Below are 26,953 nucleotides of genomic sequence, written 5' to 3'. Positions count from 1 at the left end.
ATAAGCTTTACTTATGTTAATGGATACTGAACTTCCGCCTTTACAATCCCTTGTCGTTTTTGAAACATCAGCAAGGTTGCTAAGCTTTACCGCAGCAGCGCGCGAATTAGGCACCACGCAGCCAGCGGTAAGCCAGCAAATACGAATGTTAGAAGCATCTCTTGGCGTCGCTCTTTTTGAACGAATTTATCGTGGTGTTGTGCTTACGGATGCAGGGCATGTTTTGCTAAAAACGACACAGTCGAGCCTGCGAGATTTACGAGATGTGCTGCAAAAAATAAAACAGAAACCTAAAACACAACGCATTACTGTCGCAACGGATTTCGCTTTTGCCGCTTTTTGGCTAATGCCTAGGTTGCCAGAGTTTCGTCGATTGCATAAAGACATTGATATCCGCATCCAAACTTCTCAATCAGAAATGGATTTAGTGTCTATTGAAGCTGATGTGGCGATTTTATTTGGTGAGGGGCGATATCAAGGATATTTGACCGAAAAGCTCTTACCGGAAATAGTGTATCCCGTCTGTAGTCCAAAATTATTTGATGAATTTGCGGGTTTTACACACCTGACGGAGTTAGTTAAATCGCCTTTATTAAGGCTAAACGCAGATATGGGACAAAAGTGGATGGATTGGGAGTCACTTTTTCAGCTGAATGGCTCACAATGGCAGCCATCAGAATCAGTTATGGAGTTTGATAATTATACATTATTAGTTCAGGCCGCTATTTCTGGGCAAGGTATTGGCCTTGGATGGTCGCCGCTGTTGGATGACTATATTCAAAGTGGAGTATTGGTCCCACTATCAAATTTCACCGTGCAATCCAATAATGGTTATTATATTGCGCTTCCTAAGCAGCGAGCCCCAACCGCACCTGTTACAGTTTTCCTTGATTGGCTTAAATCTAAGTAGCTTAAAGGTGAAACCACCATAGAAAGCCCACAATGAAAAGAGACACAGGTAAAGAAAGAAGAATCATCAGCGCAATGTCATCAACCGGCCCTTTAAACTTGATAGTCAGCATGTAGCTGATAACGGCAACTGGCATTGCATTCAGCACAATTAATACAGAACTTTCTAAGTGACTGAGTGGGAAAAAATAGACAACGAGGCATGCGCTCAATACACCTACGACAGGACGGAATAGAGACAAGGCCGCCGCTCTATTGATTTTACTGCTTTCTTTTATGCTCAAGCTACTTAGAGACTTACCAAGAAGCATCAGCATGATGGGTAATGTAATATTACTGAGCATGCTCAATGTATTCATTAATGGCGCAGGTAAATTCACCTTAAAGCTTAATAAAGCCGCACCAAGTAATAAAGCAATGACAGGGCCATTTTTGAGCAATTGTTTTGGATGATAGGCTCCAGACATAAAGCCAACCCCTAAAGTGAAGTGGCTGATTTGTACGACCGATGAAATGACGACCGCAATGGCCATGCCTTCATTTCCAAACAAGGCGTAAGCGATAGGGATACCAAGATTGCCTGTGTTTGGGTTGACCAGCGGAGGTAAGTAGAAGCGTGTCGGCAATTTAAAAGTTTTTAAAAAAACGTACGAAAGCAATGCTACAACAGCTAGCACAATAACAGTCGCAGCAATGATTTTTAGCATGCTGAAAACCTGCATTTGCATCGATAATACCGAGTAAAGTAACAAAGCAGGTAAGCCTAAATTTGAGACCAAAGCGCCTAACGAGGGACTGTTTAGATAGTCTGTTCTCTTGCCAAGAAAAAAGCCTAAGCCAATAATGAGTAGAATGGGAGCGAGTGCGTCAGCCAATGCCGTTAGCATAGAAAACCTTTGTTTGTATTGTGCGTTCTTTTGTTTTAATCGTTGCTTATCTTAAAGGCTTCAATGAGATAGTGCACCAGCGCTTTTACTCTAAGGCTTATGTTTCTCGATTGAGGGTAAAGCAGCGTGACATCGGAAGGAGGTAATTGCCACTGTGGAAGTATTTCAATGAGTCTCCCAGATTCAATCTCTTGTTCTACATAATAAGCTGGCTGACGGGATATACCTGCACCACTTAGTGTTGCTAATTTTGCTACGTGTCCATTTGAACATTTTAATTTGCCTTGTACTGGAAGTTCGTATCTTTCATCGTTTGAGGTATTTGTAAAAGACCACCTTCTCACCGAACCATTAATCAAAGCGTGATCCAGTAAGTCCTTTGGACTATTAAGTGCTGGCATTGACTTTAGGTAGTTTGGGCTGGCGACAAGATGGTTTGTGTAGCTGGTGAGCTTGCGACCAATGAGGTTTGAATTAGGTAAAACCCCCATTCTCACCACCAAATCATATTGCGCTTCGATTAAGTCCTCCCGAGTGCTTGAAAAGCTTAAATCTATTTCTATTTCAGGGTTTTCCCCCATAAAGCGAACCAATATTGGTGCGAGTATTTCTTCACCGAATAAACCACCTACCGCATTGATTCTGATCTGTCCGCTAATACTTGAGTGTGCATTCTGGGCCGATAGAACCGCATGCTCCAGCTGATCAATACCTTGTCGTGACAGTTGATAAAATGTGTCTCCAGCGGGCGATAAAGAAAGAGATCGAGTCGACCGATAAAGTAACTGAACGCCCATGTCTTTTTCTAGACGACTAATAATCTGCGAGACTCGCGCTCGGGAAATATTAAGTTGCTCGGCGGCTTTGGAGAAGCTATGGGCTTCCACAACCGCTAAAAATGTTCGTATGCCCTCAGGAAGATGAATATTCATATTGTTAAGTCTCAATAAACAATGCATTTAATGTATTGATAATTATAAACAGTTTAAAGACTCGTATAGTAGTGCCATTCGCTAATAGTGGGCATGGAGAAGGGTTATGAATACAAGAATATTAGGTAAAACAGGTTTCAAGGTCTCAGAAATTGGCTTGGGATGCTGGCAGCTGGGGAATGACTTTGGCCCCGTGGAAGATAAAGAGGCAAATGCTATTTTGCAAACGGCTGTTGATCACGGAATCAGTTTTTTTGATACAGCGGACGTGTACGGCGGCGGTTTAAGTGAGCAACGAATAGGGCAATGGCGCCGGGCTTTAACAACGCCGCCCATTATTGCTACAAAAGTTGGACGTGATGCCGCGTTATACCCTGATGGTTACAGCAAAGCATCTGTGAAAAGGAGTTTGCAGGCTTCGGCTAAAAGATTGGGGGTTGAATCGATTGATTTGGCTCAATTGCATTGCGTACCAAGAGAGGTGCTTTTTGCTGGCGATATTCTTACTTGGATGGAAGACCTCAAACAAGAAGGTGTTATCAAGCATTTCGGCGCTAGTGTGGAAATGCTAGATGAAGCAAAATTCTGCTGTGAGCATCCTGAAATAGCCAGTTTACAGATTTTATTCAATGTCTTTCGGCAAGACGCTGTTGAGTCGATTTTTCCAATAGCAGAGAAAAACAATGTCGGCATCATTGTGCGTTTACCGTTGGCGAGTGGTTTGTTGTCTGGAAAAATGCGCGCGGATTATGTATTCAATGAGCATGATCATCGCTCATACAACAAAGATGGTGCCGCTTTCCATGTTGGGGAAACGTTCAACGGTATTCCTTTTAAAAAGGGGGTTATTCTGGTTGACTCGTTAAAAAACAAATTGCCGGATAATCAAACAGTACTGGATGTCTCCCTTCGGTGGATATTAGATCAACCACAGGTGTCTAGTATTATTGCGGGCGCAAGCCATTCCTCTCAAGTAATACGCAATGCAGGCGTGTCATCTTTGCCTCCTTTGAGCAAAGAAACGCATCAATTATTAGGTGATTTTTATCGTGAAGAAGTGAGAATGGAAATTCGTGGTGGTATATAGATAAGAAAAAGAAGGTGCGATGCATTATCGCACCTCCTTTATTAAGTTCTGCTTATTTCAGGATTTGAGCTGCATGTTCTTTGGTTTTTACTTTGCTAATAATGTCTGAGATCAGGCCGTTTTCATCGATAATAAACGTTGTTCTTACTGTTCCCATGGATTCTCGGCCCATAAATTTCTTTAGCTGCCAAGTTCCGTATAACTCGTGCACGTCTTTTTCAGTATCAGCGATCAATGGAAAAGGTAGATTGTACTTAGCGATGAAATTTTGATGTTTTTTCTCTGTATCAGTACTGACTCCAAGAATAACAAAATCTTGCTCTAGTAACGTTTGATAATTGTCGCGTAGGTCGCAAGCTTGAGCCGTACAGCCAGGTGTAGAATCTCTTGGGTAGAAATACAAAGCAACTTTCTTACCTTTGAATTGACTAAGTGTGATTATCTCACCATTCTGATCTTTCGCACTAAAGTCCGGCGCAATTTGTCCAATTTCGATTGTCATAATAATTACTCTCTGTTCAACTAAATATTTAAAGAAAAATAATTTGTTTATTCTTAGTGAAAAAGTCTTAGCTTAACAAGAGCTAAGCAAAAAATCCCACCGAATGCGCTTTCTCGCTAATTTACCCTGGCTTTACGCCCCTCGATTATTGTTAAACCTGAATCTGGACGTTACTATAGGCGCGCTTATAATTTTATCGGAGGCTCGAAATGATCACAGGTAGTTTAGTTGCGCTTATCACACCGATGTCACCAGATGGCGCTGTAGATACTAAAAAATTAGATGATCTAATAGAGTTTCATATTAATGAAGGTACACACGGCATTGTTGCCGTAGGCACGACGGGCGAATCTTCCACTTTGACACCAGTAGAACACGCCAATGTGATTCGACAGGTAGTCAATACTGTGAATGGTCGAGTGCCGGTTATTGCGGGTACTGGTGCAAATGCAACGCATGAAGCTATTGATCTGACTCGTCGCGCAAAAGAAGCAGGAGCAGATGCCTGCTTACTGGTCACACCGTATTACAACAAGCCAACACAAGAGGGTTTGTTTCAGCATTTCAAAGCCATTGCAGACGCCGTTGAAATCCCTCAAATTCTTTACAATGTGCCAGGTAGAACGGCATGTGATATGCAAAATGAAACCGTCGTTAGACTTTCTGCAATCAACAACATAGTGGGAATTAAAGATGCCACAGGCAATTTAGAGCGAGGAGAAGCTCTTATTAAGTTATTGCCTGCAAGCTTCGCTGTTTATTCTGGCGATGACCCAACGGCGATTTCACTTATACTCCTTGGTGGCAAAGGCAATATTTCAGTTACCGCGAATGTGGCTCCAAAAGCCGTGGCGCAAGCAGCTGAATTTGCGTTAACTGGCGACGCTGATCGCGCTCATTCAATTGACAGCACTATCAGCTCACTACACACAAATTTATTTCTAGAGTCTAACCCTATCCCTGTAAAATGGGCTTGTAGTCAATTAGGACTATGCGAAGAAGGGATTCGACTACCATTAACACCTCTTTCTGAACAGCATCACTCTGCTGTTAGGCAAGCAATGATAGAAGCTGGAGTTTTATTAGTATGAATAAGTTTACATTACAGTTAATGGGAGCGGGTTCACTCACTCTAATATTGTCTGGTTGCAGTGTTTTTTTTACCGATCATTCAGATGATTATCAGGATCAAAAACCGGCTGTCTCAACATTGGCAGTACCTCCGGGGTCAGCATCGTCAAAAGACACTCTAGTCATTCCAAATGAAACAGCGATTGCGGATCTAGAGCCTTCGAAGCCATTTGTCACACCTAGAGCGCCGTTTGTATTTTATCCTATGGTTGCGGTTGGGATTACAGAACAAGACGATGCGATTGAGTTTTTAATACCTGCAAGCAAAGAGAAATCAAAACGTATCGTGGCTGATTTCCTTACCGCATTACATGGTGCAGGCACACCGATTTCAACGCAAACTGATGATCAAATAACCACGGTTCCGTTTGATTTTCATCCACAAGGTTGGTGGGCGTCATTGTGGAGTAGCATTACACGCATACATCCAGCTCAAACCGCATTCTCATTTCGTTTCAATGAAATAGAAGGTAAAACTTTGATGCGTGTCCAGTTTCGTGATGAGCAGCAAGATGTCGAACCAAGTGGCTGGATAAGTCCAGATCAAAATGACGATGCCTACTCTGTTGCGATACGCCTATGGGGAACAATAGGACGTCAATTAAATCAATCTTCTGCTTATTTATCGAATCGCGATGATGCGGTTTCATTTCCAGTATGGGTTGACCATAAGGGTATTTATTCAATACGCCTAGGCAATAATGTTTCGCCATCTGAATTAGAAATGACATTGAGTGCGGCTGGAATCTACATTGTTCCAGGAGTAGATCCGTTACTTGCGCCAGTGCCTCCGGAAGATGTTGCTCGTATTGGTGATGTGGTCGATTTCAATATTCCAGTAGGAAAGGGTGAAAAGCAAAAATTGTTCAATGTATATCGTCGAAACTTAGATGATGTGGGTTGGGAAGAGCGAGAATACCCGTATAAGATTACCCACCAAAAAGCGGGTGATTTTTTAGTGATCGATGTTTCTGCAACAGATTATCCAGAAGTGACGTCGTTTCATTTAACACAACGCTTTGTAAACTAATTAAGATTAACCCCTCAGAAAAGATGACCGGAGACCCTCCAATGGAAAAACGACAAGAGCTGTATGCAGGTAAGGCAAAATCTGTATTTCGTACAGATGATCCTGACAAAATGGTTCTAGTGTTTCGTGATGACACCTCTGCATTTGATGGTAAAAGAATAGAGCAGCTTGACCGCAAAGGCATGGTGAATAATAAGTTCAATGCATTCATCATGACAAAGCTACAAGAAGCAGGAATTCCTACGCATTTTGAAAAGCTTTTAAGTGATACAGAGTCACTGGTTAAGTGTCTTGACATGATGCCTATTGAGTGTGTTGTTCGAAATGTCGCGGCGGGGAGCTTATGCCGTCGTCTAGGTGTAGAGGAAGGCATTACGTTAACGCCCCCAACGTTTGAGCTATTTTTAAAGAATGACGCGTTAGGTGACCCAATGATCAACGAATCTCATGTTGAATCATTCGGATGGGCAAAAGCAGGCGACCTTGCAAAAGCAAAAGAGCTTACATTTAAGGTGAATGATGTATTAAAAGCGATTTTTGCTGAAGGCGGTATGATTCTAGTGGACTCCAAACTAGAATTTGGCCTATATAAAGGCGAGGTTGTATTGGGTGATGAATTTTCCCCAGACGGTTGTCGTTTATGGGATGCAAACACCAGAGAAAAATTAGATAAAGACCGTTTCCGTCAAGGCTTAGGTGGCGTGATTGAAGCTTACGAGGATGTAGGTCGTCGTATAGGTATTGATTTCGACGCATAAGCGTATTGGCGATTTAGTCCATAATGGAGGAATTATATTCCTCCATTTTTGCCATTAAAGCTTGTCATACAAGGACATACATTGATTAACTTCCTCCCTATTGCCATCGGCCTGCGTTATGCTCGGGCAAAACGTTCCAACCACTTTATTTCTTTTATCAGTTTTTCATCTATTGCTGGCCTGGCACTTGGTGTAATGGTTTTAATTACCGTTTTGTCTGTAATGAATGGCTTTGACCGAGAACTGCGTCAACGAATTTTAGGCATGGTTCCCCATGCAACTTTATGGGGTGGACCGGTTTTAGATGATTGGCGAAATACGGCAACCTTAGTTGAAAAAATGCCGAATGTGGTTGGTGTCGCACCCCACACTCAAGCTCAAGTGATGTTTCAATCTGGATCGAGTGTGCATGGCGCCATCTTAAATGGCATCAATCCAGAAATGGAAAAGAAAGTGTCAATCATTGATGAAAACATGGCCTCAGGCTCTCTGAGTGCTCTTAATGACACTCGTTTTGGTATCGTATTGGGTGCTCAGCTAGCCAAAATGTTACGCGTTGATATTGGCGATAAAGTCACTGCAATTTTGCCCAAGGCAAATGTTTCTATTGCTGGTGTCGCTCCAGTGCTGAAGCGCTTTACTGTTGTGGGAACATTTGAAGTGGGCGCTGAATTAGATAGTAGCCTTGCGTATATTAATATCAAGGATGCGGCCAAGCTAAAGCGTTATCAAGACGATTCGGTCGAAGCATTACGGATTTCATTTGATGATTTATTCTTAGCGCCTTCTCGCATTTGGGATATTGCTCGGGCTGTGCCTGGGCAGAATAGGGTAAGCGATTGGACTCGAACGCATGGTAACCTTTTCCAAGCCATTAAAATGGAAAAAACCATGATCGGTTTGCTGCTTCTGCTAATTGTTGCTGTGGCCGCGTTTAATATTGTTTCCACTTTGGTAATGGTCGTAACGGATAAACGGAATGACATCGCCATTCTTAGAACAATGGGCTTAACCTCTGGTCAGGTTATGTGGATTTTTGTGGTTCAGGGAATGTTTATTGGCATGTTGGGAACATTTATTGGTGTCGTGCTAGGCGTGACGTTAGCGCTCAATGTGAGCGAGATTATTGCCGCCGTGCAGACGCTGTTGAACGTTCAGTTTTTGAGTTCAGATGTTTACTTTATTAACTATTTACCTTCTCAACTTGAATGGTCTGATGTGAAATTGATTGTTATATCCGCTTTTGTCATGACGGTTACTGCCACTATTTATCCTGCTTGGCGAGCCTCAAAAGTAGAACCTGCAGAGGCATTACGCTATGAATAATGTGGTACTGGAATGTCGTGCTCTTTCGAAACAATATCAAGACGGCAAACAAATTGTGGACGTGTTTCGTTCTATTGATTTGACCCTAAACAAAGGTCAGGCATGCGCAATCGTCGGTTCTTCTGGATCAGGAAAGACCACGCTGCTTAACTTACTTGCCGGTTTGGATTTGGCAACGACAGGTGAAGTGAAACTGGCGAATGTTTCTTGGTCTAGCATGAAAGACGCCAAGCGCTCCAAAATGCGCAACAAGGAAATGGGCTTTGTTTACCAATTTCATCATTTACTTCCTGAGTTTTCAGCGTTGGAAAATGTATTGATGCCTATGTGGATTGCGGGTATGAATAAAAAAGAAGCAAATATACGTGGAGAAGAATTATTAGGGCAGGTTGGTTTAAAAGATCGCTTGCATCATAAGCCTTCACAACTATCGGGTGGTGAAAGGCAGCGCGTGGCCATTGCACGTGCTTTGGCTAATCGTCCGGCGTGCGTATTGATGGATGAACCCACTGGTAATTTGGATGAAACCACGTCGTTAGAGATTCAAAATCTCATCAATGAACTTAAGACTACTTATGATATGGCTTTTTTGGTTGTTACTCATGATGAGAAAATGTTGAGCTGGATGGATTCAGCTTATCGCTTGTCCCAAGGTGCTTTACAACCGATAAAACAAACGGACGTTTAATACTTAAATAAGGCGTCTTTTACAATCGCCAAGATTGATTATCAATTTTGGCGATTGTGTTGATTATTTTTCCGAGTTTTTATTACGAAGTTTGCGTTCTTTCCAGCGTTTCACAACATGCAAACGCCATAAGACAATGATGACTGCGTAACTGATAGCGCCAGCAATGAGTCCGGATACAATGGAACCTACATAAAGTGGCAGCCAAATGTGTTCCATTTTATCCCAGATCCACTCAACAGAAAGCGTGAAGCCTTTTTCATGATGAGATCCGAGAATTAATGAGCCCACTTTGTAGTTGAAGTAAAAAACAAAGGGCATTGTAATAGGGTTTGTGATCCACACCAGAGCTATGGAAAGCGGAATGTTTGCGCGTAATGGTATAGCAAGCAAAGCAGATGCCAGCATCTGAAATGGCATGGGAATAAATGCCCAGAACAAACCATTAAAGAAAGCACGCGCGACAGACTTACGATTTAGATGCCATAAATTAGCTTCATAAATCTGCGAGCCTAATAGGCCTAAAGCTTTGCTTTGCTTAAGTTTTTCTGGATTTGGTATGAATTTTTTTAGATAATTCTTCGGCATAATCAGGTAAAAAATAATTTAGCAATTTAAGACAAGGAGGTCTTATGTTACTAAGTAGTTTGTCCATATTGATGGGCGCCGTACTGGTGCCGAGCGATTATTTGTGGATGTATTCTACTCACATCATTCTGGTGTGTCTCTACTTAATATGGTCAAAGCGTTTAATAGTATTGTTTTTGACACTTATCTCCTTTGTTTCTGTTCTTTCCAGTGAGTTTTCAGCATCTCCTTTTTTATCGTTAACTACAGACAGCAAGCTCCTGGTAGATTTTGAAAATAAAAAACTCATTGGCAATCACTCTCAAGTGACAAGCCCCAATACTTGGTCTGATAAACAGTCAATTCGACTTGTGTATTTCGAAAAAGACGGCGTTCGGCGTACTCAAGATAATTTCTCCCTTACTTTTTCGCAATCGAAGTTTCATTTAGTGAAATCATCGCAGAAGGTATATCAAGGTGTCATTACTCGCGTTGTACTCCCAAACCAAGAAGGTTCTTGGTGGCAGCAAAACCTTTATATAAAAAGACAAGCGGCAGAGCTGACTGTTCATTTTTCAGATGAAGATTTGCAGCGTCTAGAGCAAAAGCCTTTTTCAGTAAGAGGCAGGCTCTTAGCTAAACTTGATCACGCCTTTGAAAGTTTTGACTATTGGCGCTTTTCTAAGGCTTTGTTATTAGGTCAGGATGACTTATGGAGCGAGCGCGATACTTGGATGGTTCGTACGCTGGGCTTAGCGCATCTTTTTGTGGTTTCTGGATTACACACTGGTTTTATGTTTGTCATTGGTCGAATGATAAGTCGAAGTGTTTGGCGGTTTTTTCCTAACAGGCTAGTGCTTTACGGAGTGACTCGTTGGCATTGTGATGCCGCGATTGTCATTCCGTTATTATTTGCTTATGCCTATATAACAAATTGGGGTGAACCCGTTGTGAGGGCATCCATCATGCTTAGTGTGTATTTGTGTGCTCGAATGTTGGCGCTAAAGCTTTCACCATATAGCATTATCACCTTTGCTTTATGGCTGGTGTTACTTTTTGAACCTAGAGCGATACTAAGCCCTGGGTTATGGCTTTCATTTAGCATGGTGTATTTATTAATAGGGTTTTGCCAGACGTCGACAAAGCTATCGCGTTTATTCATGGTGCAAGTGATGCTTAGTACCGCGTCGATGGTACTGATTCTGGGTTGGCAAGCCGCTATTTCTAGCGCTTCTATTTTAGTAAATATTCTGCTTATTCCATTAGCGGCTTTTTTATGGTTTCCATGGGCACTGCTTTCTTGTATGGAAGTACTGATCATCGGTTCAACCTACAGCTATGAACAACTAGAAATACTGCTTTATTATCTTATAAGTTTTCTTGAAGTGGTCGCTTTTGAATGGCCATTGCTGATTTTCGAACAGCATATCTCTGATGTGCCAAGGCTACTTATGTTGCTTTTGGTCATCGTTTGGGTTTATCAAAGTCCTTTGAAAAGAGGCATAGTCAGTGCTATTGGGATTTGGTTTATTTTGTTTTCTTCTATGCTGTCTAATGTTTCTGAGGCTGACTTAACCTTGGTAAATAAAGATAATAAACTGATTTTGACAGAAAAGAGCGATATTTTGTTAACCAACACTTGGGTTGGATCGGACATCAGTAGATTAAGACTCGATTCCTATTTAAATACGGAGCAACAAGGTGGTTATTTCTTAGCACCAAGCAAGGCTTCTGAACTCACACCTCAAGTACTTTTAGCGCATGGTGTGAAATGGCTGATATTAAAGCAGGATGGGGCTGAAAAAATAATAGCGATGTTGCATGGGATGAACGTCAAATGGTTGGTTATTCCTGCTGGAGGATCGTTAGATTTTTACTTCCAAAAAAATCGTATTTCGCTGCGGCATTCTTCCTGCATATATTCGTTTTTTCTCTTAAAATCTGACACTTGCAAACGTGTAGAAAAGTTAGAGAGTGTGTTAAATTACAATCAAACTTAAATTGGAGAGCGAAGTGTTAGCCTTTATTCAAACTGGTGGTTTTTTCATGTGGCCGTTAATGGCGTGTTCCATCCTTACGCTTGCCATTATTATTGAACGTTTTTGGACGCTGCGAAAAGCAGGCGTGGCGCCAAATGGGCTTTTATCCGATGTAATGACTCGATTACGTGACGATAGAATGACCATTGAATATATTCGTTCCATGCAGACTCAAACGGGATTAGCGTCTATTTTTGCCGCGGGCCTTTTGAACTCAAAGCATGGTCGTGACTCTATGAAAGAAAGCGTTCAAGAAGCGGCCAGTCATGTCATTCATGAATTGGAGCGTTTTATGAATACGTTAGGGACGATCGCCGCTATTTCTCCGTTGCTTGGTTTATTAGGTACAGTAGTTGGTATGATTAAAGTATTTTCTGTATTGATGGAAAGCGGGGCTGGTAATACAGCATTGCTTGCCGGTGGTATATCAGAAGCATTATTAACTACCGCAGCAGGACTTGGCGTTGCTATTCCTGCGTTAATATTTCACCGTTTTTTTAGCCGTAGAATCGACGAGCTTGTTGTTACCATGGAACAGCAATCGACCAAACTAGTGGACGCATTACACGGTGACCGAGATAAAACAGGAGTGGCGCAGTGAAGTTTCGTCGTCAAAAAATAGATGACGTTCAAATTAATTTAACGCCATTGATTGATGTCGTCTTTTTATTACTGATTTTTTTTATGGTCAGTACTACTTTTAATCAATCCACTGAATTGACGATTGACTTACCAACGGCAACCTCTAATGCACCCAGTTCAGATCGTTCTAAGGATGTTGAATTAGTCATTACCGCGGATGGTCAATATGTCATTAACGGACAAACACTTATTAATGAAAAAATCAGTACATTAATTCAAGGCTTAAAGGAAGTGACGCAAGGCGATAATACACGACCATTGATTATTACCGCTGACGCTAAATCCTCTTATGACATGGTGCTTAGAGTGTACGATGCTGCGGCAAATCTAGGCATTACAAAACTTGCTCATACTGCACAGAAAGAACCTGCCCAGTGAGCGTTGAGTCTCTATTGACGCGTTCTTGGTATGGTCGCTGCGGTTGGACTAATGTTTTTCGGCCGATTCAACCTTTGGTTAGAAGCATCGTACTCAAAAAAAGACGGACTTTCTTAGAGCACCCTGAAGCATCTTATAAAGCGCCGGTTCCAGTGATCATTGTTGGCAACATCAGTGTGGGTGGAACCGGTAAGTCTCCGATGGTGGTGGCACTGTGCAGATTATTAAAAGCGAACGGCTATCGTCCAGGTATTGTATCTCGTGGGCATGGGGCAAAAATTAAAACACCAACATCCGTTTATTCCACCAGTGTTGCAAAAGATGTCGGTGATGAGCCCGTAATGCTGGCTCGGCGAGCTGATTGCCCAATGGTGGTGTTCTCTAAAAGAGATGAGGCGGTAAAATACCTGCTTGCTACAACAGACGTAAATATCGTTATTAGTGATGATGGTATGCAACATTACCAATTAAACAGAGACATTGAAGTAGCGATGCTTGACGCAAAGCGGGGCATTGGAAACGGTAAATTATTACCTGTTGGTCCATTACGAGAGCCTATAGAAAGGCTAAAGCACGTGGACTTTATCGTCAGTGTGTCAGACACAATGACCGACTCTCTTGATAAACTGGCTCTACCGATTACTTTGGCACCTCTGATTCCCACCAATTTAGTCTCATTGGACGGAATGAAAAATTTAGATTGTTTCCGTGCATTTGTAGATGAAAAAAAGTGGCATATTATGGCGGGCATTGGTAACCCTGAGCGTTTTGTGGAAACACTCAAGCAATTAGGGTTGCAGAGAGAGAACAGCAGTTACCAATGGTTTTCGGACCATCATTCATTTGCAGCCGCCGATATTCCGTCTAAAGGCTCTGTCGTTATGACCGAAAAAGACGCAGTTAAGTGCCAGTCTTTGGCGTTGTTAAATTCAAATGTTTGGTATTTACCCGTTTCTTTAGACTTGCCAGAGAGCTTTCAGCAAGCCTTTTTAGAAAAATTAAACTTTATAAAAATGGATACCCCTCATGAATAAAAACTTATTAGATATCCTTGTTTGTCCTGTCACGAAAGCGGCGCTAATCTTGAGTAAAGATGGTACGGAATTGATCAGTAAAGTGGGCGGTATGGCTTATCCTGTTCGCGATGGTATTCCTGTTTTATTAGAAACAGAAGCTCGCACGTTGACCGCAGAAGAGCGATTAGAGTCAGGCTCTGCAAAATGAGATCACACAAAGTGCTAACGGTGTGTTTAGGTAATATTTGTCGCTCACCGGCAGCACAAGGTATTTTAGAAACTGTAGCGTCTAAGAATCGCTTGTTCTTAGAGCTTGATTCTGCAGGTACAGCGGCTTACCACGTTGGCAACCCACCGGATTCAAGGTCCATTGCCGCGCTTAATAGCGTTGGCATCGACATTCGTCAGCAAAAAGCCAGACAGGTCACAATAAGCGATTTTAATGAGTATGATTGGATTCTAGCAATGGATCGAGAGAATTTGCTTAATCTAAAAAAAATCCAACCAGAGCACAGTAAAGCGACAGTAGTCATGTTTGGTGAATTTGATCAACACGTTACTTTAGGTGAAGTGGTCGATCCATATTATGGTGGGGATTAAGGCTTTGTCGAGATGAGAAAACACCTTACAGACATCGCACAAGCCTTTGTAAATCACCTTAACTCTAGAAGAGAAGATTAAGTCAATCCATGAAGATGCGATTTAATACACAAAACGCCTTTATGCAGAGCATGGAAGAATCCATTCAAAAAAATGTTTCTTTGGCCGCCTATAACACCTTCCGTTTTGCTTACAATGCTGAATACTTTGCCATAGCAGAAACATTAGACTCTTTAAAAAAACTGCTTGCTTGGGCCAATCATTTTAATCAAACCGTTACCATGATCGGCGGTGGTAGTAATTTACTTATCTCTGCCGATATCACAGGACTGGTCATTATTAATCGACTGTCTGGCATAAACGCAAGAGAGCGTGGCGGGAATTTAGTCAGTTTAACGGTTGCTGCAGGTGAAAGCTGGCACCAAGTGGTTGCATTTGCCGTACAGGAAGGCTGGTTTGGCATTGAAAACCTCGCGTTAATCCCAGGTACAATGGGCGCCGCACCGGTGCAAAACATTGGTGCTTATGGGGTTGAAATAAAAGATGTTCTGGCACGCGTTCAGGTGATTGATAAAACGTCTGGTGACGTCTATTGGATCAATGCAAGGGATTGTGGCTTTGCTTATAGAGACAGTTATTTCAAAGGCAAATGGAAAAATAAACTATTGATTACGTCGGTAGAACTGTCATTGAAAAAACAGGCGGATTTATTACTGAGTTACGGTGGCTTATCTAATCGAATTGCGGGTAAGCCTAGTTTAGCAAGCGTCTTTAAAGTGGTATGTGATGTCAGAAGTGAAAAATTACCAGATCCTAGTGTGTTAGCAAACTCTGGCAGTTTTTTCAAAAATCCGATAATTAGCCAAGCCCTACACTCAGACTTAAAAGTGCGTTTTCCAAATCTTGTTTCATTTCCATTTGAAGAGGGCTTTAAATTGGCTGCTGGGTGGTTGATCGATCAAGCAGGCTGGAAAGGCAAACAATATCAAGGCGTGGGTGTTTATGAAAAACAGGCGTTGGTGTTGGTTAACTATTCAGAGGAAAGTGCAGAATCCTTATTAGAATTAGAAGCTAAAATAAAGCAATCTATATTTGAATTATATGGCGTTGAATTAGAGCGCGAACCCGTTCAATTGCCACTGGCTCCTCTTAGCGATACTGGTCATATTGAGGCGATAAATTGAAAATTGGTGTGATGGATTCTGGTGCAGGGGGGTTAACGATCCTCAATGCAATACATAAAAAACAACCTCATCTTGATTTAATTTATCTGGCAGACGATGCCTTCGCACCCTATGGAAATAAAAGTGTTGCTCAGCTTCAAGATAGATTGATAAAAATCGGTCGTTTTTTCGAGAAAGAAAACGTCTGTGCTATCGTGGTTGCTTGCAATACCGCCACCGTTACTGCTATTGATGCACTCCGAGCAAGCACATCTTTGCCTATTATTGGGGTAGAGCCTGCGGTGAAGCCCGCCTTTCGCCTTAGTAAGCAGCGTAAGGTCGCGGTATTGGCGACACCAGTCACTGCTGAAAGCGAGCGTTTGAATCAGTTGATTAACCTTTGGAAAGCCGACAGTCAGGTGTCTATTATGTCCAGCTCAACGTTGGCATTTGATATCGATGCTTGGCCAGAAACAGAAGAAAAAATCAAACTCACAATCCAAGAACTAAGTCAGGAAATGCTCTCTAATAATATCGATACTTTAGTATTAGCCTGTACACATTACCCTTTGGTAAAGCATTTTTTTAAACAGGCTCTAGGGAGTGAGTGTGAGATCATTGAACCAAGCGAAGGTGTTACTGCCCAATTGATTCGTCGCTTGGAAGAGTCCTACCCTGAGAAAATGTGCGCACTGCTCGAGTCTAATTCTCAACAAGAAGGCAAGATTGAACTGTGCAGCTCTCTTGGTTTTAAAAACATGCAACGCCTTGTTTCTTGGGTGGCTACATCGCAAGTCATCACCAATAAAAGACAAGTCTATATTTAGCCGTTATTTTCGAAGAAAGCGAGAATTCGGTCTTTTTCCCACATGGCATCCTTGTGACCTAATTCAATCAGCGCCCGACAGTATTGTGGCGTGAACAATAGATAACTCGCGGCTGAACTGGTTTTTTCAGATGTTGAGCCACCGGCTGCTTTTAATAAAACCCGAATTTTTTTAGGCAGAGTGGCAATATAGTGATGTGCAATCTCATTTAGCTCTTCGGATGGTGAAATAATCAATGTCTCTGTCGGCAAGTTTTGATGATAGGCTCTTTTTTCTTTAGGGAGGTCACGAATAAGATTGTTCATGATTTCTAATTGATAAATATCATCTTCAAGATTGTCGATAAAAGCACTGTTTAATAATTGGCCGAGAATTTGCGCCATACTGGGAGCGCTGGACTCTACGTCTATATCGGGAGCAGACCACTTTTTAGGACTTCTGTTTCCACTTACGCCAATAATAAATAATTTTTCAGCTCCCAGCTTCAACGCTGGATAAATTGCTGATTTTTGTCGTATAGCGCCGTCGCCATAATAATGATTTTCTATTTTATGAGCAGGAAAAATAGTGGGGATGGCACTGGAAGCAAGTAGATGGTCAACTCCCAAATCCGCTATAACACCTTTTCGTCTATTGCCTTTCCATGGCTGAAGATCTTGAGAGCCTTGGAAAAAGGTCGTCGATTCACCCGTACTGTAACTCATCGCGGTAATGGCAAGTGCTTTGAGCTGCTTGTTCTCAATAGCAGTATTGATCCTAGAAAAGTCCAAATAATTTGTTAAGAGGTCTTTTAATGGTGTGTTGTCCATCAGTGCGATAGAAGTATCACTGTTATGGAGATGGAAAAGGGATAATAAAGTTTTTGTAACAGAGCTTGCTACAGGCCAACGACCTACACTGTAAATTTGATCTGGTGTTAAATGACGCCATACGAATGCTAAAGTAGAGACAGCCTTAGAAAAATTATTCGCATGAGAAGCAAGCATGGTTGCATTTAGCGCGCCTGCAGAGGTTCCGCATAATATAGAAAAAGGCAATGGCGTATTCTTTGGAAGCATTTTCCCCATGGCGGATAGAACCCCAACTTGGTAGGCTGCGCGAGCACCACCACCGGATAATATGAGAGCATTGTTATTTGGCATAAGGACTCGATTAGTCGGATTTTTTTCAAGTATTCATTTGTATCCCATAAAATACTGGTTTCTTCTATAAAAACAACCACTCAGTGGACAATAGTGCGTTGAAATCTTACCAATATGATCACGCATTGATATAAGTATTTTGAATATTGATTGACCTTTGTTATTACAAAAAGTGGACTGTATCGACAATGTCGTTCACAATCTCATCTATACTTTATATAAAAACTTTTTATTTATAATAATAAAAAAGGGTGTATTAAATGAATTCTTCAGTCGTCATAAGTGGAGTCGGTTTATGGACTCCGGAACACAGTATTAGTAATGAAGAGCTAGTTACAAGCTACAACGCTTGGGCTGAACTTTTTAACCTAGAAAACGAAACAGCAATTAATGCGGGAGAGATGGAGGCAAAACCTCTTTCCAGTGCAGCGTTTATTGAAAAGGCATCGGGTATCAAAAGCCGTTATATCTATTCAAAAAAGGGGGCTTTAGACATACACCGCATGCGCCCGATTCTTGACGTACGAGAGGATGATCAGGTCTCTCATCAAGCTGAAATGGCGATTTCTGCTGCACAAAAAGCCTTGAATGCCGCAAATAAAACCGCCGCTGATATTGATATGGTCATTGTGTCTTGTGCTTATACTCAGCGTTCTTACCCTGCTATTGCCATAGAAGTGCAAGCGGCATTAGGAATTGAAGGGTTCGGCTTTGATATGCTAGTAGCTTGTTCTGCTGCCACTTTTGGCCTGCAAAGAGCCGTTGACGCAGTGAAGGCGGGCACCTCAAAGGGGGTTCTCGTCATCAACCCTGAACTTACTTCACCTCAAGTCAACTATATGGACAGAGACTCACACTTCATTTTTGGCGATGTGGCGACGGCTGTAGTGGTGGAAAGTAGTGAAACCTGTCAGTCAGCACACGCCTTTGATGTGCTTAGTACAAAGTGTGTCACGTCTTATTCAAATAATATTCGATCTAACTTTGGCTACTTAACGCGAGCCACCGACGAAGACCCTTATTCTGCGGATAAATTGTTCCATCAAAATGGTAGAAAGGTTTTTAAAGAAGTGTGCCCCATGGCCGCAGATCATATTGAAAGTCATTTGTTGAGCGAAGGCATTAATGTCTCCGCATTGAAACGTTGGTGGTTACATCAAGCCAATATCAACATGAACTTGCTGATCAGTAAACGACTGCTAGGGCGCGATGCGACGCTTGAAGAAGCGCCAGTGGTTCTTGATGAGTACGCCAATACCGCCTCCGCGGGATCTATTATTGCGTTTGCTAAGTATCATGATGATTTAAGCGCCGGTGATATTGGTGTGATCTGCTCTTTTGGGGCAGGTTACTCGATTGGCAGTTTAATCCTTCGGAAACGATAATCCCTGATTGCACTCAGTTAAGTCATTGAAACTGTAATAGATATAAGCGAGACTGATTGTATCCGTTTCAAAGACTTAACAGGGCTTACAATATGGCAATTCATCCTCAAGCTGGACAGCTTGCTCCGCATACTTCTCTGGTAAATTTGCCTGAACTCATGACGGCTTATTATTTAAAAAAGCCTCGGGTGATGACTCATCCAGATGAATGTGTGAGTTTTGGTACCTCAGGACACAGAGGCAGTGCTTTACTGGCTAGTTTTAATGAAGATCACATTCTTGCGATCTCGCAAGCCATTGCTGAATACCGTCTAGCCCAGCATATTTCAGGACCGCTTTACCTAGGCAAAGATACTCATGCTTTGTCTGAAGCCGCTTTCCAGACCGCATTGAGTGTCTTTACCGCGAATGGCGTACGCGTTCGTACTCAGCTCAATGGAGGTTTCACGCCCACGCCTGTTATTTCTCATGCTGTCTTGACGCATAATAAAACACAGACTGATCTTAGTGATGGCATTGTTATTACGCCCTCTCATAATCCACCGGAAGATGGTGGTATTAAATATAACTCTATAAAGGGTGGGCCGGCAGACAAAGAGATAACCGATTGGGTTGCAAAAAGAGCAAATGCCTTACTGAAAGAAAACTTACACGGTGTTAAGCGATTCTCTATAGAGGAAATAGAAGAGAGCGAATTAATTGAGCCTTTTGATTACATTAATCACTATGTAAACGATCTTGAAAATGTCATCGATATGGAAGCGATTAAAAACGCTAAAATTCGAATTGGAGTTGACCCAATGGGCGGTTCAGGTATTCATTATTGGGAGCCTATTGCCAAAAAATATGACTTAGACATTACGGTTGTAAACTCAGAAGTTGATCCTACGTTTCGTTTTGTTCCGTTGGATAAAGACGGTCGTATTCGCATGGATTGTTCTTCGCCATATTCCATGCAAGGTTTGCTCAAGTTAAAAAATGATTTTGATATTGCGGTGGGTAATGACCCTGACTATGATCGTCATGGCATTGTCTGTGCTCAATCCGGCTTAATGAATCCTAATGCTTATCTTGCAGTAGCAATCGAATATTTAGCACAACACAGGGCACAATGGTCCCAAGACATTCAGTTTGGAAAAACCTTGGTGTCCAGTGGCATGATAGATCGTGTTGTAAATGGCCTTGGTCGCCGACTTTGCGAAGTGCCCGTTGGCTTTAAATGGTACGTCGAGGGTATGTTTGAAGGTTCTATGGCATTTGGTGGTGAAGAGAGTGCAGGGGCTTCTTTTCTACGTAAAGACGGCACCGTTTGGACGACCGATAAAGATGGATTTATCATGGCGTTACTTGCGGCAGAAATCTTAGCGGTAACAGGAAAGGATCCCCAGACATTGTATGAGGCTCAAGTAACTAAGTATGGCCAGCCCTTTTATAAACGCATTGATGTTGCAGCAACCTCTGTGCAAAAGGCATTATTAGGCGCGCTAGATGCAAACAATGTGACGCAAATCGAATTAGCGGGCGAAACGATTGTCTCTGTTCTAACTCATGCTCCAGGAAATGGAGCCGCCATTGGTGGTTTAAAAGTGTCTACTAAAAATGGTTGGTTTGCCGCCAGGCCATCCGGCACAGAAAATGTGTACAAAATCTATTTGGAAAGTTTTATTTCAGAAGAACATCTTGCCAAGCTGGAAGAAGAAGCGAAAGCCTTAGTAAATAAAGTACTAGACAACTAAACTTTATGTTTATCAAAAATGCCGCTTATGAAAGCGGCATTTTTGTTTTTCCTGATGAGTAGACTGTACTTTTAGTAGAGAGAGTCAAACAACTGATAAACGAGACAACCATTTAGTTAATTGATAACCCATGTGATTGCTTAGGCTTAGAGCGTGTGCTTTGAGCTCTTTTGCATTGCTATGGTTCATTCTTTTACCCGCAATAATCACCCAGTTACCACCGCCTGTATCTAATGCACGAACATCAATGAAGTGTTTTTTTATGATGTCAGTGAGGTCTTGGTTATTTTTGTCATTCATCCAGCAATTTAGGGCAAGCCAGCCGTCATCTTTGATATTTTTAGCACAGTTCTCAATAAAGCTCGCCTGTAAGACACCTCGATCCATTCCTTCAGTGTTGTAAAGGTCTGTCATGAGTAAGTCAACTTTCTTAGGCAGGCCTTCTGCCATGCAATCAATGGCGTTTGCCACGCTTAATGTAATCCGCTTGCCTCTTGGAAGTTTGAAATACATTTCAGCGGCATCCATTACTTCTTGACGTAGCTCGACTGCGGTGATGTGTACGGCGGGTATGGCGTGGTGTAGCGCATGAAGTAATGCGCCGCCACCTAGTCCTAAAATACACACTCTTTTAGGCTCGCAGAACAATAAAGGCAGCATCATAGCTTGGGTATATTCATGTTGCAAAATGTGCGGCGTGGAAAGGCGAATACGACTTTGCTCATCACCTTCTGCAAAGGACAAAACTCGATACTGACCATCATCAAAAATGCGAATAGGGCCCAGTTCATCGGCACTATCGTGTAATAAATTTTGGTGACTCATGGTATTCCTTAATAGGGGAAAAGAAGACTCGGAAATCCCGAGCCTTGATGGTTGCGTGATACCTGCCAATGTTTAATCGACATTGGCTTTTCTTAAATGTTTTAAGAGCGCCTGTATCGGATGAGGGATGGCGACATCGTCAAAGCGTTTTACTTGGCTTCGACAAGAATAACCTGTTGCGACCAGTTTTTCGATCAATACAGGGTCGGCTACTTTTTCTTTCCATGAAAGATCATAGATAGTTTTTGATATTTCTTGGTTGGCTGATTCGTGACCGTAAGTCCCCGCCATTCCACAGCAGCCTACGTTTTCAACTTTTAACTCAAGCCCGAGTATGCTGTAAATTTTTTGCCAGTCTTGAATCGAGGCAGCAGCATTGGTTTTTTCAGTGCAGTGTGTCATTAAGTGATAGGTTGAATTATCGCACATTAAAGGCTGCTTGATGAGGTGCTCGCTTTTTTGTGCTAACCATTCTTGCATGAGTTGGATTTTTGGTACTTGTCGGCTGTTACTAAACGCTTTTGTGTATTCCGCTCGATACGTTAGCGTCATAGATGGGTCAATACCTATAAAAGGTAGACCATAAAACGATAATCTTTGTAGCATATCGAGATTTTTACGGGCGGTTTTATTAAACGCTTTTATAAATCCGTGGACGTGCAATGGTTTGCCATTGGGCATGTAAGGCGCGAGATAGGCTTGAAACCCAAGACGACTTAATGTTTCCATCGTATCTAATACCAGTTGAGTTTCGAAATAACTGGTAAAAGCATCTTGGACGACAATAACCGCGCGAGATCTGTCTTTTGGACTTAATGATTCGATGGCCAACGGCGTGGCTAAACGAATACCTCGACGTGACATTTCTTTTTTAAGGTTGAGTGTGCTCAGTGTTGGATTATCGGTTAGGCCAATATACTTGCTACTAACATGATTTACCCAGCGACGACGTACTAACCAGTTATAGGGTTGAGGGAAGAGGGCCATCGTTGGCATCATAAACTCTAAAGAACCAACAAGGTAGTCTTTGACTGGCCGTAAATATCGGCTGTAATAGAGTTCAAGAAAATTGGCTCTAAACTCTGGTACATCCACTTTAATAGGACATTGTCCTACGCAGGATTTACAGGCTAAACACCCCATCATGGCGTCATGAACTTCGTTTGAAAAGTCATAATCCCCACGGCGCTTTGTCAGTGTATTTTTTAATCGAGGGAGAAAGCTGATTAAAAAGTGAGTGGTTTTGGCCTTTTTGCTGGCTCGCACCGTATCAACACCTTGTGCACTCATACCGCGTATCCATTCACGCATCAAAGACGCTCGACCTTTTGGTGAATGCCTACGATCTCGGGTACCTTTCCAAGAAGGGCACATGGCATCATTAGGGTCGAAATTAAAACAAGCGCCGTTGCCGTTGCAGTACATTCCCTCTTTAAATTGATCTCGATTTTTAAGAGGAATTTGACGATCAAATTGGCCGCGCAGTGGAACGTTGTCTATTTTTAGCAAATCAGCACCCAACTCATAAGGAGTGGCAATTTTACCTGGGTTCAGTTGGTTTCTTGGGTCAAAAGCGCCTTTCACTTGCTGGATGCTAGGATACAGTTTACCAAAGAAGGCAGGCGCGTATTCGGAGCGTACGCCTTTACCATGTTCACCCCACAATAAACCATTGTATTTTTGAGTAAGAGCGACCACTTTGTCAGTAATTTCTCGAATCATAGGTTCTTGGGATTCGTCTTTGAGATCCAAGGCGGGACGAACATGTAATACACCTGCGTCGACATGGCCAAACATGCCATATTGAACATGGTAACAGTCCAACACAGCGCGAAACTCCATGATAAAATCCGCGAGATTTTCTGGTGGTACCGCCGTATCTTCTACAAAAGGAATAGGGCGTTTTTCCCCTTTGGCATTACCCAGTAAGCCAACGGATTTTTTCCGCATCGCCCACAGTTTGTTAACGTTGTCATGCCCCATTGCGATGGTGTAACCCAAGGCACTACTACCACCCGCTTTTGCTAAGATATCTAGAGCATCAGTAAGAATTTTAATTTTTTCGGTGACGTCTTGTTCGTCGTCGCCCGTGTATTCCACTAGGTTAATACCTTGAATGTTTTCTCCTGTGTTTTGAGGGAAAAACTCAGAGACGGAATTCCAAATACTGTCACCCTTTGCAAGGCCTAACACTTTAGAGTCAACGGTTTCGATGGACGTAGGTTTAGCCGCAAGTAATTCGCGTGCATGACGCAACGAGCCTTCAAAACTGTCATAGCGAATATTCACTAAAGCTGCATATGTAGGAATGGTAAGGAGATTTACTTTTGCTTCGACAATAAATCCCAACGTACCTTCTGATCCGCACAATACAGAATTCATATTGAAACGACCGTCTTCGGTGCGTATATGCGCTAAATCATAACCCGTTAAACAACGGTTCAACGCAGGAAAGGTGTCATTTATTTCTTGAGCTTTACTTTTTTGGATTGCATCAACGATACGGTGAGCATGGGCAGAATAATCGCTGCCGCTTTGAATTTTAGTCAGCGCGTCATCACCAATGGGGGAAGACTCAAGTAGGTAACCATCCAGTAATACTGTTTTCAGTGATAAAACATGGTCTCGCGTTTTTCCGTACATAACGGAGCCTTGCCCGCTGGCATCGGTATTGATCATGCCGCCAATGGTGGCGCGGTTGCTCGTCGATAGTTCGGGGGCAAAAAACAACCCATGAGGTTTGATGGCTTTGTTAAGCTGATCTTTTACCACACCAGCTTCGACCCGAGCCCAACCTTCTTCTGTATTGATTTCCAATATACGATTCATGTGCTTGGATAAATCCACCACTAAACCATCCGTCAATGATTGACCATTGGTTCCTGTGCCGCCGCCTCTAGGGCTTAATACAATATCTTGAAATTCTTCTTGATTTGACAGGCTAACCAGTAATTGGATGTCTTGAGTGTTTTTGGGGTAAATAACCCCTTGAGGCAAAATCTGGTAGATAGAATTGTCGGTTGAATGAACCACACGGTTAGCATAATCAGGGTTGGTATCACCTAAAAATCCCGAGGTTTTCAGGCGTTCGATGAAAGAAAGGTATTTAGCCTGAATTGGCGAGACTTCAGAAAGCCTTGGAATCATGTTTCATCTCCACAAATGATGAGTGCGCAGATTTTAACAAAGAAACATACAATAAAGTGATATTTATCAGACGAAAAAAACGATTTACAACACGCTAAAATATCATGATCTAGAGAAGTTTATAGATAGCATTTGTAACTCTGTCGATGAGAATGCTCATAGCCATTAATATGTTACTCTTACGCTATCAGAGGCTTCTCATACGACTAGGTTTATTTGTGTCTTTCATCCAGCCGATCATTTTATCGTCATCTTACCAAGATTCGCTTCATCATCGTTACGAACTGAATATCTATCGTGGGGACTGTGAATATCCACATGCACCTGGTAATAAATGGCACAAACTTCAACACCATCTTATTGAAGCAACAAAACAACAAGCCAGCGTTATTGCAACATTTGGAGGGCCTTTTTCAAACCACCTCCATGCTTTTGGTTCGACACTAAAATCTATGCCATTCAAAGCGGTAGCGGTCGTTCGAGGAGAGCTGCAGCCTAAGTTGACACCGACATTAAGAGACATGGTGAATAACGGTGTTGAATTATGGCCTTCGTCTCGATCGGATTATCGATTAGGGGTGTCCTCTGACGTAACTCAAACGATCGATACGCTCTACAAAAATGTTTACTGGATTCCGGAAGGGGGTGGTGGTCTGTTGGGCGCATTAGGGTGTCGAGATTGGGCTGGAGACATTAGCAATATGGATGATGAATATGACGCATGGGTAGTATCGGCAGGAACAGGAACAACAGCGGCCGGTCTATTGGCTCATCATCAAACACCTGATTTACACGTTTTTAGTGCATTAAAAGGCGCACAACATCAGAGAGGCTTTATTGTTGATCAAGCACAACAAATAAACGCCGCTGAGCTCTCTCAATCGATGGCTCTTCAAAAAATGCTTTCAGAAAAATTATTTTTCCATTCCCACTGTCATGAAGGTGGTTACGCAAAACAAAGCCCTGAGTTAAAAAAATTTATACACGAATTTGCTAAAAATAACCCTGATTATCCGTTGGATCCCGTTTATACCTGCAAAAGTATGTATGCGGTGTTCACCGCGATGGAAGAAGGCATTTGGCCCTATCGACGTACATTATTTATACATACTGGAGGATTACAAGGCTGGCGAGGCTACCCATTAAGCAGTAATCCTTTTGTCCTGCTTTAACGAGATGGCGATAGTCAGCTTCTTCATGTTAAAGTTGGCTCAATTATATAAAACTCACTTTAATAATAAAAACCGTTTTGAAAACACATTAGTGGGTTGCTTTGTTACATCGACAGACGAGAAGAGAATGACGCATGAGTCTTTTTAGACGTGTTGGTATTATTGCTCGATTAGATAAACCTCAGATCATTGATACGGTCAAGAAGCTGATGGAATACCTCCAAGAAAAGGATATTGCGCCAGTACTTGAGGACCAGTTAGCGGCAATGATGCCCGGTATTAAAGTCGACTCTGCGCCATTGAAAGAATTAGGTGATCATTGTGATATGGTCATGGTAGTAGGCGGCGATGGTAGTTTTCTTGGTGCTGCAAGAGCCATCTGTCATTACGACATCCCTGTTCTGGGGATCAATAGAGGCACATTGGGTTTTCTAACAGATATCTCCCCGCACAATCTAAAAGAAGAATTGGACCCTATTTTTCGTGGTGAATACCAAGAAGAAAAGCGCTTCATGATAGAAGCAAAGATTAAGCGCCAGAATCGACCAAGCGGCGAGGGCATTGCGCTCAATGATTTAGTCCTGCACCCCGGAAAATCCGCTAGAATGATACGTTTTGATTTATTCATCGACGATCAGTTTGTGATGAATCAAAAATCCGATGGTTTAATTGTGGCAACCCCAACGGGCTCAACCGCTTATGCATTATCTGCTGGTGGTCCTATTCTATTGCCCAAATTAGATGCGTTGGTTTTGGTTCCTATGCACCCACATACATTGAGTAACCGACCTATAGTGATTGATGCTAACGCGCGAATTAGGATTGTAGTCTGTGAATCCAACCTTACTTATCCCAGTGTTAGTTGTGATGGTCAGCTTAATATCACTGCCGCACCAGGTGATGAAATTTACATCACGAAAAAAACGGGTGGCATACGTTTAATACACCCTAGAAACCACGATTTTTATAATGTGTGTCGTGACAAATTAGGTTGGCAATCCAGTTATCGCCCTTAATCCATATTTTGCGGTTAAGGTTTTTATCATCTTAAGAAGGTATTCCCT

Annotated in this window: 26 protein-coding genes; 19 read left to right on the top strand and 7 right to left on the bottom strand. The window is 42.2% G+C overall.

The window, feature by feature from the left end:
* The first annotated feature begins 13 nt into the window (after nucleotides 1-13).
* Nucleotides 14-910 carry a choline sulfate utilization transcriptional regulator gene (locus M3I01_RS10235; protein WP_255895779.1) on the top strand — a complete coding sequence of 299 codons (897 nt, stop codon included), beginning with the start codon at nucleotides 14-16 and terminating at the stop codon, nucleotides 908-910.
* 1 nt (nucleotide 911) lies between these two features.
* Here M3I01_RS10235 and M3I01_RS10230 read toward each other — a convergent pair whose 3' ends face one another.
* Nucleotides 912-1,796: an AEC family transporter gene (locus tag M3I01_RS10230; protein ID WP_255895778.1), complete on the bottom strand. Its 885-nt coding sequence runs from the start codon at nucleotides 1,794-1,796 to the stop codon at nucleotides 912-914.
* A gap of 35 nt (nucleotides 1,797-1,831) precedes the next feature.
* The gene (locus M3I01_RS10225; RefSeq protein WP_255895777.1) at nucleotides 1,832-2,728 is read right to left on the bottom strand and encodes a LysR family transcriptional regulator; all 897 of its coding nucleotides are present in this window, start codon (nucleotides 2,726-2,728) and stop codon (nucleotides 1,832-1,834) included.
* A 106-nt stretch (nucleotides 2,729-2,834) separates the two neighbouring features.
* On the opposite strand from M3I01_RS10225, the gene M3I01_RS10220 reads away from it, so the two are divergent.
* Nucleotides 2,835-3,815: an aldo/keto reductase gene (locus M3I01_RS10220; protein WP_255895776.1), complete on the top strand. Its 981-nt coding sequence runs from the start codon at nucleotides 2,835-2,837 to the stop codon at nucleotides 3,813-3,815.
* A gap of 52 nt (nucleotides 3,816-3,867) precedes the next feature.
* Here the strand turns inward: M3I01_RS10220 and bcp are convergent, their stop codons facing one another.
* Entirely contained in the window at nucleotides 3,868-4,317 is a 450-nt protein-coding gene (bcp, locus tag M3I01_RS10215; protein WP_112138794.1) for a thioredoxin-dependent thiol peroxidase, read from the bottom strand.
* 209 nt (nucleotides 4,318-4,526) lie between these two features.
* Between bcp and dapA the strand changes: the two genes are divergently transcribed.
* The 5 genes from dapA to M3I01_RS10190 all read left to right on the top strand — a co-directional run bounded on the left by dapA (nucleotide 4,527) and on the right by M3I01_RS10190 (nucleotide 9,250).
* A complete protein-coding gene (gene dapA / locus M3I01_RS10210) occupies nucleotides 4,527-5,408 on the top strand; it encodes a 4-hydroxy-tetrahydrodipicolinate synthase (RefSeq protein ID WP_255895775.1) in 882 nt (293 codons plus the stop codon).
* Complete coding sequence (locus M3I01_RS10205) at nucleotides 5,405-6,478, top strand: hypothetical protein (protein ID WP_255895774.1); 1,074 nt, start codon at nucleotides 5,405-5,407, stop codon at nucleotides 6,476-6,478. Before dapA ends, M3I01_RS10205 begins: the two co-directional genes overlap by 4 nt.
* Before the next feature lie 41 nt (nucleotides 6,479-6,519).
* Nucleotides 6,520-7,236, top strand: a complete 717-nt coding sequence (gene purC / locus M3I01_RS10200) for a phosphoribosylaminoimidazolesuccinocarboxamide synthase (RefSeq protein WP_255895772.1) — start codon at nucleotides 6,520-6,522, stop codon at nucleotides 7,234-7,236.
* Nucleotides 7,237-7,317: 81 nt separating this feature from the next.
* Complete coding sequence (locus M3I01_RS10195; protein ID WP_255895771.1) at nucleotides 7,318-8,562, top strand: lipoprotein-releasing ABC transporter permease subunit; 1,245 nt, start codon at nucleotides 7,318-7,320, stop codon at nucleotides 8,560-8,562.
* Nucleotides 8,555-9,250: an ABC transporter ATP-binding protein gene (locus tag M3I01_RS10190; RefSeq protein WP_255895769.1), complete on the top strand. Its 696-nt coding sequence runs from the start codon at nucleotides 8,555-8,557 to the stop codon at nucleotides 9,248-9,250. Before M3I01_RS10195 ends, M3I01_RS10190 begins: the two co-directional genes overlap by 8 nt.
* A gap of 63 nt (nucleotides 9,251-9,313) precedes the next feature.
* On the opposite strand, the gene M3I01_RS10185 is transcribed toward M3I01_RS10190, so the two are convergent.
* Nucleotides 9,314-9,838, bottom strand: coding sequence for a DUF2062 domain-containing protein (locus M3I01_RS10185; protein WP_255895762.1), 525 nt, complete (start codon nucleotides 9,836-9,838; stop codon nucleotides 9,314-9,316).
* Between the two features lie 44 nt (nucleotides 9,839-9,882).
* Here M3I01_RS10185 and M3I01_RS10180 point away from each other — a divergent pair, with 44 nt between their 5' ends.
* The 8 genes from M3I01_RS10180 (at nucleotide 9,883) to murI (ending at nucleotide 16,482) form a co-directional block, all read left to right on the top strand.
* A complete protein-coding gene (locus M3I01_RS10180; RefSeq protein WP_255895760.1) occupies nucleotides 9,883-11,817 on the top strand; it encodes a ComEC/Rec2 family competence protein in 1,935 nt (644 codons plus the stop codon).
* A gap of 13 nt (nucleotides 11,818-11,830) precedes the next feature.
* On the top strand, nucleotides 11,831-12,457 hold the full coding sequence (locus M3I01_RS10175) for a MotA/TolQ/ExbB proton channel family protein (RefSeq protein WP_255895759.1): 627 nt from the start codon (nucleotides 11,831-11,833) through the stop codon (nucleotides 12,455-12,457).
* A complete protein-coding gene (locus M3I01_RS10170) occupies nucleotides 12,454-12,876 on the top strand; it encodes an ExbD/TolR family protein (protein WP_255895758.1) in 423 nt (140 codons plus the stop codon). Before M3I01_RS10175 ends, M3I01_RS10170 begins: the two co-directional genes overlap by 4 nt.
* A complete protein-coding gene (lpxK, locus tag M3I01_RS10165; protein ID WP_255895757.1) occupies nucleotides 12,873-13,910 on the top strand; it encodes a tetraacyldisaccharide 4'-kinase in 1,038 nt (345 codons plus the stop codon). Before M3I01_RS10170 ends, lpxK begins: the two co-directional genes overlap by 4 nt.
* Nucleotides 13,903-14,100, top strand: a complete 198-nt coding sequence (locus M3I01_RS10160; protein WP_255895756.1) for a Trm112 family protein — start codon at nucleotides 13,903-13,905, stop codon at nucleotides 14,098-14,100. Before lpxK ends, M3I01_RS10160 begins: the two co-directional genes overlap by 8 nt.
* Entirely contained in the window at nucleotides 14,097-14,492 is a 396-nt protein-coding gene (locus M3I01_RS10155) for a low molecular weight protein-tyrosine-phosphatase (protein WP_255895754.1), read from the top strand. The genes M3I01_RS10160 and M3I01_RS10155 overlap by 4 nt, the downstream gene beginning before the upstream one ends.
* 89 nt (nucleotides 14,493-14,581) lie before the next feature.
* On the top strand, nucleotides 14,582-15,676 hold the full coding sequence (murB, locus tag M3I01_RS10150) for a UDP-N-acetylmuramate dehydrogenase (RefSeq protein ID WP_255895753.1): 1,095 nt from the start codon (nucleotides 14,582-14,584) through the stop codon (nucleotides 15,674-15,676).
* Nucleotides 15,673-16,482 (top strand): glutamate racemase, encoded by an 810-nt coding sequence (gene murI, locus M3I01_RS10145; RefSeq protein WP_255895748.1) that lies wholly within the window; start codon nucleotides 15,673-15,675, stop codon nucleotides 16,480-16,482. The genes murB and murI overlap by 4 nt, the downstream gene beginning before the upstream one ends.
* Here the strand turns inward: murI and M3I01_RS10140 are convergent.
* Nucleotides 16,479-17,624 carry a patatin-like phospholipase family protein gene (locus tag M3I01_RS10140; RefSeq protein WP_255895747.1) on the bottom strand — a complete coding sequence of 382 codons (1,146 nt, stop codon included), beginning with the start codon at nucleotides 17,622-17,624 and terminating at the stop codon, nucleotides 16,479-16,481. The genes murI and M3I01_RS10140 overlap by 4 nt on opposite strands.
* A gap of 260 nt (nucleotides 17,625-17,884) precedes the next feature.
* Between M3I01_RS10140 and M3I01_RS10135 the strand changes: the two genes are divergently transcribed.
* Complete coding sequence (locus M3I01_RS10135) at nucleotides 17,885-19,009, top strand: beta-ketoacyl-ACP synthase III (protein WP_255895745.1); 1,125 nt, start codon at nucleotides 17,885-17,887, stop codon at nucleotides 19,007-19,009.
* A 92-nt stretch (nucleotides 19,010-19,101) separates the two neighbouring features.
* On the top strand, nucleotides 19,102-20,745 hold the full coding sequence (gene pgm, locus M3I01_RS10130; protein WP_255895744.1) for a phosphoglucomutase (alpha-D-glucose-1,6-bisphosphate-dependent): 1,644 nt from the start codon (nucleotides 19,102-19,104) through the stop codon (nucleotides 20,743-20,745).
* Between the two features lie 84 nt (nucleotides 20,746-20,829).
* Here the strand turns inward: pgm and M3I01_RS10125 are convergent, their stop codons facing one another.
* Together M3I01_RS10125 and ydiJ are read right to left on the bottom strand one after the other, a co-directional pair.
* Nucleotides 20,830-21,570, bottom strand: a complete 741-nt coding sequence (locus tag M3I01_RS10125; protein WP_255895742.1) for a spermidine synthase — start codon at nucleotides 21,568-21,570, stop codon at nucleotides 20,830-20,832.
* A 72-nt stretch (nucleotides 21,571-21,642) separates the two neighbouring features.
* Nucleotides 21,643-24,717: a D-2-hydroxyglutarate dehydrogenase YdiJ gene (gene ydiJ, locus M3I01_RS10120; RefSeq protein WP_255895740.1), complete on the bottom strand. Its 3,075-nt coding sequence runs from the start codon at nucleotides 24,715-24,717 to the stop codon at nucleotides 21,643-21,645.
* A gap of 218 nt (nucleotides 24,718-24,935) precedes the next feature.
* On the opposite strand from ydiJ, the gene M3I01_RS10115 reads away from it, so the two are divergent.
* Together M3I01_RS10115 and M3I01_RS10110 are read left to right on the top strand one after the other, a co-directional pair.
* Nucleotides 24,936-25,889 carry a 1-aminocyclopropane-1-carboxylate deaminase/D-cysteine desulfhydrase gene (locus M3I01_RS10115; protein WP_255895738.1) on the top strand — a complete coding sequence of 318 codons (954 nt, stop codon included), beginning with the start codon at nucleotides 24,936-24,938 and terminating at the stop codon, nucleotides 25,887-25,889.
* A 134-nt stretch (nucleotides 25,890-26,023) separates the two neighbouring features.
* Complete coding sequence (locus M3I01_RS10110; protein WP_112138753.1) at nucleotides 26,024-26,905, top strand: NAD(+) kinase; 882 nt, start codon at nucleotides 26,024-26,026, stop codon at nucleotides 26,903-26,905.
* The last annotated feature ends 48 nt before the right edge of the window (nucleotides 26,906-26,953 follow it).

Source organism: Marinomonas maritima (genome assembly GCF_024435075.2).
GTDB lineage: Bacteria > Pseudomonadota > Gammaproteobacteria > Pseudomonadales > Marinomonadaceae > Marinomonas > Marinomonas maritima.
Note: the sequence above shows the minus strand (reverse complement) of the source record. Positions and strands in the feature narration are given on the sequence as shown.

Excerpts from the sequence above, each read along its gene's own strand:
- M3I01_RS10190 (WP_255895769.1), top strand. The coding sequence starts at position 8,555 with ATGAATAATGTGGTACTGGAATGTCGTGCTCTTTCGAAACAATATCAA.
- M3I01_RS10185 (WP_255895762.1), bottom strand. The coding sequence starts at position 9,838 with ATGCCGAAGAATTATCTAAAAAAATTCATACCAAATCCAGAAAAACTT.
- M3I01_RS10235 (WP_255895779.1), top strand. The coding sequence starts at position 14 with ATGTTAATGGATACTGAACTTCCGCCTTTACAATCCCTTGTCGTTTTT.
- purC (WP_255895772.1), top strand. The coding sequence starts at position 6,520 with ATGGAAAAACGACAAGAGCTGTATGCAGGTAAGGCAAAATCTGTATTT.
- M3I01_RS10155 (WP_255895754.1), top strand. The coding sequence starts at position 14,097 with ATGAGATCACACAAAGTGCTAACGGTGTGTTTAGGTAATATTTGTCGC.
- M3I01_RS10225 (WP_255895777.1), bottom strand. The coding sequence starts at position 2,728 with ATGAATATTCATCTTCCTGAGGGCATACGAACATTTTTAGCGGTTGTG.
- pgm (WP_255895744.1), top strand. The coding sequence starts at position 19,102 with ATGGCAATTCATCCTCAAGCTGGACAGCTTGCTCCGCATACTTCTCTG.
- M3I01_RS10135 (WP_255895745.1), top strand. The coding sequence starts at position 17,885 with ATGAATTCTTCAGTCGTCATAAGTGGAGTCGGTTTATGGACTCCGGAA.
- bcp (WP_112138794.1), bottom strand. The coding sequence starts at position 4,317 with ATGACAATCGAAATTGGACAAATTGCGCCGGACTTTAGTGCGAAAGAT.
- dapA (WP_255895775.1), top strand. The coding sequence starts at position 4,527 with ATGATCACAGGTAGTTTAGTTGCGCTTATCACACCGATGTCACCAGAT.
- M3I01_RS10220 (WP_255895776.1), top strand. The coding sequence starts at position 2,835 with ATGAATACAAGAATATTAGGTAAAACAGGTTTCAAGGTCTCAGAAATT.
- M3I01_RS10205 (WP_255895774.1), top strand. The coding sequence starts at position 5,405 with ATGAATAAGTTTACATTACAGTTAATGGGAGCGGGTTCACTCACTCTA.
- murB (WP_255895753.1), top strand. The coding sequence starts at position 14,582 with ATGAAGATGCGATTTAATACACAAAACGCCTTTATGCAGAGCATGGAA.
- M3I01_RS10125 (WP_255895742.1), bottom strand. The coding sequence starts at position 21,570 with ATGAGTCACCAAAATTTATTACACGATAGTGCCGATGAACTGGGCCCT.
- M3I01_RS10230 (WP_255895778.1), bottom strand. The coding sequence starts at position 1,796 with ATGCTAACGGCATTGGCTGACGCACTCGCTCCCATTCTACTCATTATT.
- M3I01_RS10180 (WP_255895760.1), top strand. The coding sequence starts at position 9,883 with ATGTTACTAAGTAGTTTGTCCATATTGATGGGCGCCGTACTGGTGCCG.
- M3I01_RS10160 (WP_255895756.1), top strand. The coding sequence starts at position 13,903 with ATGAATAAAAACTTATTAGATATCCTTGTTTGTCCTGTCACGAAAGCG.
- ydiJ (WP_255895740.1), bottom strand. The coding sequence starts at position 24,717 with ATGATTCCAAGGCTTTCTGAAGTCTCGCCAATTCAGGCTAAATACCTT.
- M3I01_RS10110 (WP_112138753.1), top strand. The coding sequence starts at position 26,024 with ATGAGTCTTTTTAGACGTGTTGGTATTATTGCTCGATTAGATAAACCT.
- M3I01_RS10140 (WP_255895747.1), bottom strand. The coding sequence starts at position 17,624 with ATGCCAAATAACAATGCTCTCATATTATCCGGTGGTGGTGCTCGCGCA.